Raw genomic sequence first — 12,242 nt, 5'->3', positions numbered from 1 at the left:
GGCCGGTCACTACACAGAAGGCACCGTTCCGCAGGAGGAGCACATGACGCTTCCGCCGATCGTCTCGCGCGAGGAGTGGCGCGCCGCGCGCGAGGAACTGCTGGCCAAGGAGAAGGCCGCCACGCGTGCGCGTGACGCGCTCAACGCGGAGCGGCGCGGGCTGCCGATGGTCGAGATCGACAAGGAGTACGTGTTCGAGGGCGGCGACGGGAAGGTGACGCTGCTCGACCTCTTCCGGGGGCGGCACCAACTCGTGGTCTACCACTTCATGTTCGCGCCCGAATGGGACGCGGGCTGCCGCAGCTGTTCGGCGTTCCTCGACCAGATCGGGCACCTCGCGCATCTGCGAGCCCGCGGGACCGAGTTCGCCGCCGTGTCCCGGGCGCCGTACACGAAAATCCTACCCTTCAAAGCGCGCATGGGCTGGACGGTGCCCTGGTACTCGTCGTACGACAGCGACTTCAACCACGACTTCCAGGTGTCCTTCATGGGAAGCGACGAGGGTGAGGAGGACGGCGGCGAGCCGTACGAGCGTCCGGGCGTCAGCTGCTTCCTGCGGGACCGCGACCGCGTCTTCCACACGTACTCCACGTACGAACGCGGCCTCGACGGGCTCGGCTCCACGACCAGCCTCCTCGACCTCACCGCACTGGGACGGCAGGAGGAATGGGAGCAGCCCAAGGGGCGCGCATCCGCGCTGGGGGCGCCCGCGGGCAGCGAGCGGATCCGGTACCACGACGAGTACGAGGACTGACACCACGACGAGTACGAGGACTGACACCACGACGAGTACAAGGACTGATACCACGACGAGTACAAGGACTGATACGGCGGGTAACGGGAGCTGAGAATTCCCTCACAGCGAACCCGCGACCAAGTGTCGACTACGTCTCAGTACCGTCACTTCGCGAGCCGTTCACCCCATGGAGGGCGTTTAACTCTAGGAGAGCAGCGCTACATGGAGGTGCAGGGTGAACGGGCGAACGGTGCTGGAGCGCTTTCCCGCCGGTGGGCCGCGCGGGTCGTGGCCCGCGGAGGAGTTCGCACAGGCGCGCCGCCAGGAGGGCCAGGCCGCTGAGGTCGTCATGGACCTCTCCACGGACGCGTTCCTGGTCGTCGTACGAGGTGTCGACGTCGGCGAGTGACATGCGGGCGAACGGTCCGGTGAGACCCGGGGTACGGCCGAGCGACACAGGGTGCGGCGTGCCGAATGAGGTCAACTCACCTTCGGTGACGACGGATGCGTCGTGAACTGCTCCGCCTGCAGTGCGTACAGCTCCGCGTAGATGCCGCCGGTGGCCAGGAGTTCGTCCGGACTCCCGGATTCCGCGAGGCGGCCCTGGTCGAGGACGTGCACGAGATCGGCGTGGCGCACGGACGCCAGCCGGTGCGTGATGAGGATGACCGTCTGACCGGTGCCCGCCAGGGCCCTGATCTTCTCGAAGACCTCCAGCTCGGCCCGGGCGTCGAGCGCGGCCGTCGGCTCGTCCACGATCAGGATGGCCCCGCGCCGGTACGCGGCCCGTGCGATGCCCAGGCGCTGCCACTGCCCGCCCGACAACTCGTGCCCGCCACTGAAGCCGCGGGCGAGGAGCGTGTCCAGGCCACGCGGGAGATCCGCCACCACGTCCTCCGCGCCGGCCTCGGCGACTGACGAGGTGAGGCGTTCGTCTGTCAGCGGGGCCGAGGTGCGGCCGACCGCGACGTTGACGCGCGCCGTGAAGGGCCACCGTTTGAAGTCCTGGGCCACCATCGCGATGCGCTCGGCGAGTTGATGCCGGTCCGCGGTCGCCGCGTCGACTCCGTCCCACAGGATCCGGCCGCGTTCGGGCGCGTAGAGGCCCGCGAGCAGCTTGACCAGGGTCGTCTTGCCCGAGCCGTTCTCGCCGACCAGCGCCACGATCTTGCCGAGCGGCAGGTTGAGGGTGACGTCCGCGAGCGCGGGCCTGGTCGAGGTGCCCGGATAGGTGAACGTGACGTTCTCGAAGCGGATCTCACTCGGGTCGTCGGGGAGCGGATCGCCACCCACCGGGATCGCGCGCTCGGCGGCCTCTACGTACAGGCGCTGCAGGTCGCCCACGAACAGGGCTTCCTCGTGGAGGGAGTTGACCTCCAGGACGAGCGTGCCGAGGCTCGCGGAGCCGGTGCGGATCGCGATCACGGCCGTGCCGGCGACGGAGAGCGCCATGGCGCCGGCCAGCAGCAGCCCGCCGAGCGTCGCGTACGTCGCCAGGGTGGCAAGCCCCGTCCAGGCGGCGGCGATCAGACCGGTGCGGGCCGAGAGCCGGGCCAGGCGCGCCTGTTCCGCCTCGGCGCTCTCCGACATCGAGCGGAAGTGGCGTAGCAGGAACGGCCCGACGCCGTGCACGCGGATCTCCGGGGCCGCGGCGGGCTCGGTGAGCAGACTGCTGATCAGATGCCCGGCGCGGGCGTGCTGCACCCAGGTGTGGAACGACTCGTAGCGGCGTCGCGCGATCGTCAGCGCGCTCCAGGCGCTCGGCAGCGTCATCGTGACCAGCAGCGGCAGCAGCGCGGGGTGCAGCACCGTCAGCACGCCCGCCGCCGCGCACAGCGAGATCAGCGCGTTCACGACGCGGGCGGCGATGGTGATCATGCGCCGGGCGGACTGGGCGCCGTACTGCGCGGTGTCGAGCAGTTTGTGGAAGGCGTCGTCCTCGATCGCGGCCAGCTCCACGGCCGCCGCCCGTTCCAGGTACAGCTCGGTCGCGACCCGCTCCACCTTCGGCTCCAGGCGTCCGGTGGCGTACGTCGAGGCGGCCCGCAGCAACGCGCCGACCAGCATCACGGTGGCGACGGTGACCAGTGCGGGGAGCGCGCCGCGTAACCGGTCCTCGACCGGGCCGCTCGTCATCAGCCGCCCGAGCACACTGTTGACCGCCAGCAGGCTGACCGCCTGGGCTCCGCCGCGGGCCAGCTCGGAGACCAGCACGACACGGGCGGCGCGTGGGTCCGCCTTCCAGGCGAGTCGGAAACTGGACGCGAGCAGCGACGGCAGCCGGGTCACCATCGCGCGGAAGTTCAACTCCAGGAACGCGTCGGCATGTTGGGACCAGCCCATGTCGTAGCGGAGCGGACCGCCGAAGAGCAGGTGTTCCGAGTCGGAGGGCGGCGGCCCGTCGTCGCCGTGTTTCTTCTTCCCCGCCGGTTTTCGTGCGGTCTTCCCCACCGTTGGCCTCCCCCAGGAATGGACGAACGGTCCATTCCCCAGGAACGCGCCGCTCCACGCACGGTGGCAGCGGGGTTTTGCGGTGACCGGCGCACCGACGGGCACACTTCGGACACTCCTGCGGTGCCTGAGGCCCCGCGCCCGACCTGAGCGCCTACGCGCTGATCGGACGCGACCAAGCGGGTGTGGTTCCGGTGACCTGGCACAGGGCCAGATAGAGGGGGATCGGCGGGGTGTACGGAAGCGTGCCGTCCGGTTTGTGGATGAGCCCGGGAGGGGCTGGCGTGTCCGGTACGACCGCGCCCGTGGCGTAACGCGCGGGCGCCGGCCACTCCAGCGCGACGTCGGAGTCGGAGGGCACGATCCACCACCAGTGCGCCCCGTCGGCGTAGACACAGCCCACGCGGGGCAGTCGCGGCAGCAGCAGAGGTCCGAAGCGGGCGGGCACCGACACCGCGTCGCAGCCCAGCGGCGCGGTCATGCCCTCGGGGACGAGGAGACGCCTCAGCGGCCCCGGCATCCGCTGCCCGCGCTTCAGGCGGACCAGCGTGTCGAGGCTCAGGACCTGCGCTCCAGGCCCCGTTGCCGAGGTACCTCTCACACCTTCCCCCAATCGAGGCCCGGTTCGACCGGGGGGACTCCCGTGGTTCCCGTTCCCCAGAACGCCTCCGTCCCGGCGCCCCGGCCGTCGGCCGGTGGCTTCTTCGCGCTCCAGCCCAGGTCGGAACGTATTTCGGTGTCCGTCGCGCGCCAGCCTGGATCCGGGTGTGCTCCGGTGTCCGAGTCCGCCCCGCCCGCCACGCGCTCCAGCTCCGCCCAGACCAGCAGGCCGGGCCCGGTGTCCTGGGCCCCCCAGGCCCTGGACACGGCCGCGACGAGGAGCAATCCCCTCCCGTGCTCCTCCTCGGGCCGCTGGGGCGAGGGATGCGGTTCACTCGGAGCGCATCCCTCGTCGCGCACGGCTATTCGCACGATGTCGTCGCGGTCGTGCAGCTCGCAGACGACGCGTTCGCCCGCGGCGTGCACGATCGCGTTGGTGACCAGCTCGGAGATGACGAGGGCCGCCGTGTCGCAGGTGTCCTCGCACACCGCCCAGCCGGACAGCCGGGCACGCGCCAGACGTCTGGCCTGAGCGACGGATCCCGGGTGTGCGGCCAGCTCGAAGCGGAGCCGGCGCTCGGCGGCCGCGCCGGGGCGGAGCCCAGCGGCGGCACGGAGGTCGGTCCGGTCTTCGGCGGCGTCTGTTCCTAACGGCGCGGACGGAGTCACGCTTGCCACTATCGCCCCGCCGTGAACACTTGGCAAGTGTCACTCTGAAAAATGCAGAGTGCCGTGTGACTCCGTGAAGGCGCGTGGCACACTGCTCGCAACAGCACGTCGAGCGGCGCCAGTTGGGGCAGTCGAGAGAGACCCCGAACGGCGCCGCCCGGGCTGTCCGGACTCAGTGGAGGTGGGACGTGAGCGAACCGCGGTCCGCGCCGACGGTCGGTCAGGTCGTCCTCGGCCGACGCCTGCTGGACCTGCGGGAACGCGCGGGTCTCAAGCGTGAGGAGGCCGCGCGCATCCTGCGTGTCGCGCCCGCCACGGTCCGCCGTATGGAGATGGCCGAGGTCTCCCTCAAAATCCCGTACCTCCAACTACTGCTGAAGTCGTACGGCGTCAGCGACGAGGAGGCCGAGGCCTTCGTCCAACTGGCCGAGGAGGCCAACAAACCGGGCTGGTGGCAGCGGTTCCACGACATCCTGCCGGACTGGTTCTCGATGCACGTGAGTCTGGAGGGCGCGGCCGCGCTCATCCGCTCGTACGAGCCTCACTTCGTGCCCGGTCTGATGCAGACCGAGGACTACGCGCGCGGTGTCCTGAAGGCGGGCGCCATCGGTCAGACCAGACCCGAGGACATCGAACGGCATGTGGCGCTGCGCATGCAACGCCAGGATCTGCTCACTCGTGAGGACGCACCCCGGATCTGGGCCGTGATGGACGAGACGGCCCTGCGCCGCCCCATCGGCGGTCCCGAGGTGATGCGCGCGCAGATCGACAAGTTGCTCCAGGCCACGAAGTTGCCCCATGTGACGCTGCAGGTGATCCCGTTCTCCTCGGGTCCGCACCCCGGCACCTATGGGCCCTTCGTGCTGTTCCGCTTTGCCATGCCGGAACTCCCGGACATGGTCTACAGCGAGTACCTGACCGGCGCCGTCTACCTGGACGCGCGCTCGGAGGTGGCGACCCACCTCGAGGTCATGGACCGCATGGCGGCTCAGGCCGCTACGGCACATCGCACGAAGGAGATCCTCCGGGATCTCCGCAAGGAGCTGTGAATGGAACGCATCAAGCCGCGGATACGCAATGTGCGCATCTACAACGGAATGCCTGCCCGCGAGTTGGGCAACGAGGGTTGGCACAAGCCGTGGAGCGGCGGAAACGGCGGCAATTGCCTGGAGGCGATGAAGCTCGCCGACGGGCGCATCGCGGTCCGCCAGTCGGCGGACCCCGACGGACCCGCCCTCATCTACACACCGGGCGAGATGACCGCGTTCATCCAGGGCGCGAAGGCGGGAGAGGCGGACTTCCTTCTCTCCTGACCCATGTGTGCTCCCTTTTTCCCACTTCCCTGATTTTGGCAATGACTTGAATACTTACCGCGGCACGGACTTACGGAGACGGTCATGACCGGCCGGCTCCCCATCGAGATCGACACGAGCAAGCCGCATCCCGCGCGGATGTACGACTGGTATCTCGGCGGCAAGGACAACTACCCCGTCGACGAGGAGATGGGGCGGCAGATGCTCGTCCTCGACCCGAGGGTGCCGGTGATGGCACGGGTCAACCGCGCGTTCATGCACCGTGCCACGCTCCCCCAGCGCTGAACGCCTGGGGGGACCCCCATGAACGCTTGGGGGGGACCCCCAGGCCGGCCCAGAACGGCGTACGGCAGTTCCTGGACAGCGCCACCGGCCGGCTGCTGTCCGAACTGCCCTCCGGCAGCTATCCGATGATGACCCACGCCACCGCCGACTTCACACCGGAAGAGTCGGCAGCCGCCGTCGAGAAGCTCAAGGCGGTCGGCGTCACCCTGGCACTGCGGTCAGCCCGGCGGCAACACCCCGCACAGCGCGTCGAGCGCCGCCCCGTAGGCATGCTCCGCGGGCGTCGCATAGCCGACCACCAGCCCGTCCGGCGCGGCCGTCACCGCCGCCGGGTGCCGGAACTCGGCGAGCCCGTCGAGTGCAACGCCCTGCCAGACGGCGGCCTTGACCGCCGACCGCTCGGTCCGGGGCGGCAGCCGCAGCACCGCGTGCAGCCCGGCCGCGATCCCGGTGACTTCGATGTGCGGTGCCCGCGCGGCGAGTGCGGCCACGAGACGGTCCCGCCGCGCCCGGTACCGTTGCCGCATCCGCCGCACGTGGCGGTCGTACGACCCGGAAACGATGAAGTCCGCGAGCGACAGCTGGTCCAACACACTGGCCCAGGCTTCCCGTTCACCCTTGACGGCGAGTACGGCGTCGACGAACCGCTCCGGAAGGACCATCCAGCCCAGCCGCAGCGCGGGCGACAGGCTCTTGCTGAGCGAGCCGATGTGGATGACCTGCTCGGGGTCGAGGCCCTGTACGGCGCCGACGGGCTTGCGGTCGTAGCGGAACTCCCCGTCGTAGTCGTCCTCCAGAATCACCCCGCCACGCGCGCGTGCCCAGCCGATCACCGCGGTGCGCCGCTCGGGATGCAGCGGACCACCGGTCGGGAACTGGTGTGCGGGCGTGAGAAGTACGGCCCGCTCCCTGCCCAACTCGGCGACCTGGGCGCCGTCTTCGTCCAGGGGCAGCGGAACGGTCCGTACGGACGCGGCGGCCAGCAGCTCGCGGTGGAAACCGAGACCGTACGACTCGACAGCCAGCGGGCCCCGCAGGACGGCGGGGAAGAGCAGCCGCAGGGCATGGGCGAAGCCGGAGCAGATCACGATCCGTCCGGGCTCCGTGCGTACGCCGCGCGCGCGTGCCAAGTACTCGGCGAGCGCCTCGCGCAGCTCGATCCGCCCCGCCGGATCGCCGGGCCCGAAGACCTCGTGGGGCGCCTGCTGGAGGGCTCGGCGGTACGACGTGAGCCAGTCGGCGCGCGGGAACGAGGCAGTGTCCGGCGTGCCCTGCCGCAGGTCGTGCCGGGGCCCACGCGCGCGTGGAGACGCCTTCTTCGGCACGCGCGCGGGGGCGCCCGGCGGCACGGCGCGCTCGGCGACCCGTGTGCCCGAGCCCTGCCGGGCGGTCAGCCAGCCCTCGGCCACGAGCTCGGCGTACGCGTCGGCGACGGTGTTGCGTGCGACGCCCAGGTCGGCGGCGAGCGAACGGTACGGCGGCAGCCGGGTGCCCGGGGCGAGCCTGCCGCTGCGTACGGCCTCGCGCAGCGCACGGATCAGCGCGGCCCGCCGCCCGCCCGAACCCGACAGCTCCAGGTGCAGGTCGGCGCCGATGCGCTCCGCGTAATTGACCCATGATTCCGCCATGGAAATGCACCCTACAGTCGGTCTTTCCGGCCCGTAGATTCATGGTCATGACGACGAACACGATGCACACGACGGCCGGAACCTCCTCCTCTACTGCCTCTGCTGGTGTTGCTGGGGGCGTGGCGTCCGTGGCCGAAAACCCCCGGCTCGACTTCGCGAAGTCCGCCCCGAAGGTCTTCCGGGCCCTCATCGGCTTCGACGCGGCGGCCCGCGACGGGCTCGACCCGGCCCTCGTCGAACTGATCCAGATCCGCGCCTCGCACCTCAACCACTGCGCCTACTGCCTTCACATGCACACCAACGACGCCCGCAAGGCCGGCGAGAGCGAGGACCGGCTGCACATGGTCGCGGTGTGGCGCGAGGCCCGTCACTTCTTCACGCCCCGGGAGCAGGCGGCCCTCGCGCTGACGGAGGCCGTCACGCGGGTCGCCGACGCGGGCGTGCCCGACGACGTGTACGCGCAGGCCGCCGCGGTCTTCGACGACCAGGAACTGGCTCACGTCCTGGCCCTGATCTTCACGATCAACACATGGAATCGCGTGGCGCTGTCGACGGCGAAGGTGGCGGGCACCGACGAGCGATAGACCCCGCTGCGCGCGGAGACCTCCGACCGGAACCGATGAGCGACAACTCCGTTCCGCCGCAACGGCGAGGCACCACGACGGCCCGGTTCGCGGTGCCGAACTGAGCCGCACTCGGTGGCGTTCGGTGGTGCTCGGTGGCGGGATTCCTACACCTTCATGGGGCGGTCGTACGGCCCGATCGGCGCCGGCAGGCGAGACGCTCCCGAAAGGGCGCGATCCACCGCGGCGGCCACCGCGCGGCCCTCGGCGATGGCCCAGACGATCAGGGACTGGCCGCGGGCCGCGTCCCCGGCTGCGTACACCCCGGGGACGTTGGTCGCGAAGTCCGGGTCGCGGGCGATCGTGCCGCGCGGGTTCAGCTCGAGGTCGAGCTGATCGAGCAGGCCGTCATGGCGGTCGGGGCCCGAGAAGCCGAGGGCGAGCAGGACGAGGTCGGCGGGGAGGGTCCGCCCGGAGTCGGGGACCGGGCGGCGCCGCTCGTCGACCTCGACGAGGTGCAGCGAGCGCACATGCCCGTCCGCGTCCCCGGTGAAGCGGAGCGTGGACGCCGCGAAGAGCCGGGCGTCCGCGTCCGCCGCGGGCGCCGTCCCCAGCACGCCGGCCTCCTCGTGCGCGGCCGAGAGCCGATAGATCTTCGGGTACGTCGGCCACGGCTCGACGTCCTCGTCGCGCTCCGCCTCCGGCTGGGCATAGATGTCCAGCTGGGTCACGGACGCCGCGCGCTCCCGTACGGCCGTCCCCAGACAGTCGGCACCGGTGTCACCGCCGCCGACGATCACGACGTGCTTGCCGGCCGCGGACAGCGGCGAGACCTCCAGATCTCCCTCGCACACCCGGTCGGCCAGCGGCAGATATTGCATCGCCTGATGGATGCCGGCCAACTCCCGTCCAGGTACGTCGAGTTCACGCCACGCAGTGGCGCCTATGGCGAGTATGACCGCGTCGTAGCGTGCTTTGAGGTCGGCGGCGCGGATGTCCGTTCCGACAGCAGTCGACGTACGGAACTTCGTTCCCTCCGCCCGCATTTGCTCGAGCCGCCGGTCCAGGTGCCGCTTCTCCATCTTGAACGCGGGGATCCCGTATCGCAGCAGCCCGCCGATCCGGTCGGCCCGCTCGTACACCGCGACGGTGTGTCCGGCCCGCGTCAGCTGCTGGGCCGCGGCGAGCCCGGTGGGCCCGGATCCGATGACCGCGACGGTCCGTCCGGAGAGCCGGTCCGGCGGGCGCGGTGGCGTGAAACCGTCCTCCCAGGCACGGTCCGCGATGGCCACCTCGACGTTCTTGATGGTGACCGCCGGCTGGTTGATCGCGAGCACACAGCCCGCCTCGCACGGCGCGGGACACAATCGCCCCGTGAACTCGGGGAAGTTGTTCGTGGCGTGCAGCCGGTCGCTCGCCGCCCGCCAGTCGTCCCGCGAGACGAGATCGTTCCACTCGGGGATCAGATTGCCCAGTGGACAGGCGTCGTGGCAGAAGGGGATCCCGCAGTCCATGCAGCGATCGGCCTGCCTGTTGATGATCGGCAGCAGCGCCCTGGGGACGTACACCTCGTTCCAGTCCCGTACGCGTTCCTCGACGGGCCGGCGCGGGTACTCCTCGCGCGGTGTGGTCATGAATCCCTTGGGATCGGCCATGGCCGTCTCCCTTGCGTACGCGACGGGCACGGAGGCGCGCGGCCGTCGGACACGATCGGCCCACGGCCGTCGGGCGACACTCCTTTCCCGCCACGATACGTCCCCTCCGTGGGCGTCGCCGCTCAGCTGAGGGGTCGCTCCCGCTGGGCTTCCTCGTCGCGCATGCGCCGCCCTCGAGTGAGGTGAGTGTCCGCCTCGGGTGCTCCGGCGCCGCGCCCTCAGGGAGGTCGTGTGCCTCAGGTGAGGGCGAGCGTGTACGAGATCGCCGCGGCGGCCGACGCGACCGTGCGGATGTGATTCCACGTCGTCCACTCGCGCACGTACGTACGCCAGTACACGGCCGCCTCCGGCGTCCCGGGGTCCATCTTGAGCAGCGTCTCGTTGCGCGGCACGTTGGCGACGACCGTCACCCCGAACGACCCGAACAGATACAGCGCGCTACCCAGCAGCAGCTCCACCGTCCCGTCGTCCGGCAACAGCACGAACGTCACCACGGCGAGAACCGCGCACAGCCCTGCCGAGCTCAGGAACACCAGCATGAACGCCGGGCGCAGCGCGGCGACATTGATCGCGTTCATCGCGGCGACCCCCTGCGCTGGCGGCAGCTCGGCGAGCCCCCTCATCACGAACGTCGAGAACCCGCAGAACACCCCGGCCACCAGCCCGCAGCCGAGCACACCCAGCAACGTCAGCACGAAATACGGCCCATCGATCATGACAACCCCCGCATCGATCCCCGAGATCAAAGATCCTGCACGGCGCCCTACCGTCACCACAAGTGAAATCCCGTACGGGGACAGTGACCATGGTCGAGGGGTGCGGGCGCATACGCGAGCGTCCAGGCGGGCTTGTCCGGGCGATGCCGACCCCGGCGCTGCCGCCCGACAGGTCGACAGGTCGGTGCGGTCGGTGTGGTCGGTGTGGTCGGTGCGGCCGAAGTGGCGAAGTGGCTGAAGTGGCTGAAGTGCTGAAGTGGCTGAAGTGCTGAAGTGCTGAAGTGGTGAAGCGGCTGTAGTGGCGAATTGGCCGAAGTCGTCGATGGCGCCCGGTCACGTCGGCGCACGCCCCGCGTGCCATCCCCGCAGTGTGGTGTCCACGGCCCCGGCGATCCGCCGCCGCGCCTCATGCCGCGGCACACCGCTCATCAGCAACTGGTCGTACGGCGTGTCCGTATGCCGTACGGAGGCGCGGACCGCCGCGGTCACCGCGGCCTCGGACAGCGCACGACCCGCGGCGCTGCGCCCGACCCGCCCGCTGCCGCGCACCGAGGCATGCGCGGCGATCGTCTGTGCACGGTCGGCCGGGCAACCGGGAAACAGCCGGCGTATCTCCCGCGCGAACGTGTCCGTGAACCGCAGATCCTCCGCCTCGCGCCGCCGCGCGTCCCGCACCCGGCGTCGCCGCCGCGCCTCCGCGTCCGCCAGGCACCGCTTCTCGGCCCGGGCGAGCGCCGTCTCCTCGACGAGAACGCCCTGTCGCTCGTACCGGCTCCGCCGCCGGTTGAACCGCACCACCACCGCCGACAGCGCACTGCCCTCCCTCGACCTCCGCGTCAGCGCCGTGTCACCGCGCGGCAGGAACACCAGATGCCCCAGATCCGCGCAGTCCAGACACCGCGGCAACCCCTCCTCCAGCACCAGCAGCGCCAGTGGCCCGGTCCGGCACTCGGCACAGTGCCGCTTCTTGAGCGGCTGGATGACGAGAAGTCCGGTGCGCTGCGGGGGAGTTGCGATCGATGCCATACGCGGTTCATTCCCCCGTCCGCCCCGGGATCTACGCCGCCGGTGAGCCGCGCGCGTCAGTCGTGGTCGTGAGCCGTCCTCCGGGGCCGGCGGGTGCGAGCATCCTGAGCTCCTCGCACCCGCCGGCCCCACGAGAACACCTCGTGATCGCGGCATCATGGGCCTGTGCGACTCGAAGCGATCACCTGGGAACGGCTCGGCGACCTCCTCACCGAGCGTCTGCTCGACCTGAAACCGAACGACGGCAGCCCCTGGCCGCGCATCGCCTTCGACGGAGCCCCGGCCGCACGCCCCGGCGACCTCGCCCACCGTGTCTCGGAGGCGCTGCGCATACACGGCCGGTCCTCCCTCGTGGTCGGTACCGCGGACTTCCTGCGTCCCGCGTCGCTCCGGCTCGAGTACGGCCACCAAGACATCGAGGCCTACTACGACGGCTGGGTCGACACCGGCGCCCTCTGGCGCGAGGTCTTCGGTCCCCTCGAAGCGGGCGGCAACGGCCGCGTCCTGCCCGACCTCTGGGACCCGGCCACCGACCGGGCCACCCGCAGCCCCTACGTCCAACTCCCGCCCGGCGGTCTCCTGTTGCTGCACGGCCCCCTC

At 70.7% G+C, this 12,242-nt stretch carries 13 protein-coding genes and 1 pseudogene; 7 read left to right on the top strand and 7 right to left on the bottom strand.

Annotation, left to right across the window (positions count from 1 at the left end; all coding sequences use genetic code 11):
• Positions 1-43: 43 nt before the first annotated feature.
• Both IEY95_RS21050 and IEY95_RS21045 read left to right on the top strand, forming a co-directional pair.
• Positions 44-754, top strand: coding sequence for a DUF899 domain-containing protein (locus IEY95_RS21050; RefSeq protein ID WP_189187620.1), 711 nt, complete (start codon positions 44-46; stop codon positions 752-754).
• Between the two features lie 217 nt (positions 755-971).
• Positions 972-1,145: a DUF8839 family protein gene (locus IEY95_RS21045; RefSeq protein ID WP_189187619.1), complete on the top strand. Its 174-nt coding sequence runs from the start codon at positions 972-974 to the stop codon at positions 1,143-1,145.
• 71 nt (positions 1,146-1,216) lie between these two features.
• Here IEY95_RS21045 and IEY95_RS21040 read toward each other — a convergent pair whose 3' ends face one another.
• From IEY95_RS21040 to IEY95_RS21030, 3 genes are all read right to left on the bottom strand, one after another.
• On the bottom strand, positions 1,217-3,079 hold the full coding sequence (locus tag IEY95_RS21040; RefSeq protein WP_189187787.1) for an ABC transporter ATP-binding protein: 1,863 nt from the start codon (positions 3,077-3,079) through the stop codon (positions 1,217-1,219).
• A gap of 262 nt (positions 3,080-3,341) precedes the next feature.
• Entirely contained in the window at positions 3,342-3,707 is a 366-nt protein-coding gene (locus IEY95_RS21035; RefSeq protein ID WP_229703218.1) for a hypothetical protein, read from the bottom strand.
• Between the two features lie 77 nt (positions 3,708-3,784).
• Positions 3,785-4,465, bottom strand: a complete 681-nt coding sequence (locus IEY95_RS21030) for an ATP-binding protein (RefSeq protein WP_189187617.1) — start codon at positions 4,463-4,465, stop codon at positions 3,785-3,787.
• A gap of 179 nt (positions 4,466-4,644) precedes the next feature.
• Between IEY95_RS21030 and IEY95_RS21025 the strand changes: the two genes are divergently transcribed.
• The 3 genes and pseudogenes from IEY95_RS21025 to IEY95_RS50725 form a co-directional block, all read left to right on the top strand.
• Complete coding sequence (locus IEY95_RS21025; RefSeq protein ID WP_189187616.1) at positions 4,645-5,505, top strand: Sco1979 family transcriptional regulator; 861 nt, start codon at positions 4,645-4,647, stop codon at positions 5,503-5,505.
• A complete protein-coding gene (locus IEY95_RS21020; RefSeq protein ID WP_189187615.1) occupies positions 5,506-5,769 on the top strand; it encodes a DUF397 domain-containing protein in 264 nt (87 codons plus the stop codon).
• Positions 5,770-5,853: 84 nt separating this feature from the next.
• Positions 5,854-6,275, top strand: a pseudogene (locus IEY95_RS50725) (SAM-dependent methyltransferase); the annotation flags it as partial.
• Here the strand turns inward: IEY95_RS50725 and pdxR are convergent.
• On the bottom strand, positions 6,273-7,682 hold the full coding sequence (gene pdxR / locus IEY95_RS21010; RefSeq protein WP_189187614.1) for a MocR-like pyridoxine biosynthesis transcription factor PdxR: 1,410 nt from the start codon (positions 7,680-7,682) through the stop codon (positions 6,273-6,275). The pseudogene IEY95_RS50725 and the gene pdxR sit on opposite strands and share 3 nt — an antisense overlap.
• A gap of 47 nt (positions 7,683-7,729) precedes the next feature.
• On the opposite strand from pdxR, the gene IEY95_RS21005 reads away from it, so the two are divergent.
• Positions 7,730-8,266 (top strand): carboxymuconolactone decarboxylase family protein, encoded by a 537-nt coding sequence (locus IEY95_RS21005; RefSeq protein ID WP_373294501.1) that lies wholly within the window; start codon positions 7,730-7,732, stop codon positions 8,264-8,266.
• A 146-nt stretch (positions 8,267-8,412) separates the two neighbouring features.
• On the opposite strand, the gene IEY95_RS21000 is transcribed toward IEY95_RS21005, so the two are convergent.
• The 3 genes from IEY95_RS21000 to IEY95_RS20990 all read right to left on the bottom strand — a co-directional run bounded on the left by IEY95_RS21000 (position 8,413) and on the right by IEY95_RS20990 (position 11,642).
• On the bottom strand, positions 8,413-9,900 hold the full coding sequence (locus IEY95_RS21000; protein ID WP_189187612.1) for a glutamate synthase subunit beta: 1,488 nt from the start codon (positions 9,898-9,900) through the stop codon (positions 8,413-8,415).
• Positions 9,901-10,136: 236 nt separating this feature from the next.
• On the bottom strand, positions 10,137-10,616 hold the full coding sequence (locus IEY95_RS20995; RefSeq protein WP_189187611.1) for an anthrone oxygenase family protein: 480 nt from the start codon (positions 10,614-10,616) through the stop codon (positions 10,137-10,139).
• Between the two features lie 333 nt (positions 10,617-10,949).
• Positions 10,950-11,642: a DUF2293 domain-containing protein gene (locus IEY95_RS20990; RefSeq protein WP_189187610.1), complete on the bottom strand. Its 693-nt coding sequence runs from the start codon at positions 11,640-11,642 to the stop codon at positions 10,950-10,952.
• Between the two features lie 165 nt (positions 11,643-11,807).
• Here IEY95_RS20990 and IEY95_RS20985 point away from each other — a divergent pair.
• The coding region (locus tag IEY95_RS20985) for a nucleoside/nucleotide kinase family protein (RefSeq protein WP_189187609.1) at positions 11,808-12,242 on the top strand (435 nt) is incomplete at its 3' end.

The organism is Streptomyces albiflavescens, assembly GCF_014645835.1.
GTDB lineage: Bacteria > Actinomycetota > Actinomycetes > Streptomycetales > Streptomycetaceae > Streptomyces > Streptomyces albiflavescens.
The sequence above is the reverse complement of the archived record's forward strand: the minus strand, read 5'-3'. Positions and strand labels throughout refer to the sequence as shown.

What these genes read in the sequence shown, in the direction of transcription:
- IEY95_RS21050 (WP_189187620.1), top strand. Translation starts at nt 44, where the DNA reads ATGACGCTTCCGCCGATCGTCTCGCGCGAGGAGTGGCGCGCCGCGCGC.
- IEY95_RS21040 (WP_189187787.1), bottom strand. Translation starts at nt 3,079, where the DNA reads ATGGGCTGGTCCCAACATGCCGACGCGTTCCTGGAGTTGAACTTCCGC.
- IEY95_RS21035 (WP_229703218.1), bottom strand. Translation starts at nt 3,707, where the DNA reads ATGCCGGGGCCGCTGAGGCGTCTCCTCGTCCCCGAGGGCATGACCGCG.
- IEY95_RS21020 (WP_189187615.1), top strand. Translation starts at nt 5,506, where the DNA reads ATGGAACGCATCAAGCCGCGGATACGCAATGTGCGCATCTACAACGGA.
- pdxR (WP_189187614.1), bottom strand. Translation starts at nt 7,682, where the DNA reads ATGGCGGAATCATGGGTCAATTACGCGGAGCGCATCGGCGCCGACCTG.
- IEY95_RS21005 (WP_373294501.1), top strand. Translation starts at nt 7,730, where the DNA reads ATGACGACGAACACGATGCACACGACGGCCGGAACCTCCTCCTCTACT.
- IEY95_RS21000 (WP_189187612.1), bottom strand. Translation starts at nt 9,900, where the DNA reads ATGGCCGATCCCAAGGGATTCATGACCACACCGCGCGAGGAGTACCCG.
- IEY95_RS20995 (WP_189187611.1), bottom strand. Translation starts at nt 10,616, where the DNA reads ATGATCGATGGGCCGTATTTCGTGCTGACGTTGCTGGGTGTGCTCGGC.
- IEY95_RS20990 (WP_189187610.1), bottom strand. Translation starts at nt 11,642, where the DNA reads ATGGCATCGATCGCAACTCCCCCGCAGCGCACCGGACTTCTCGTCATC.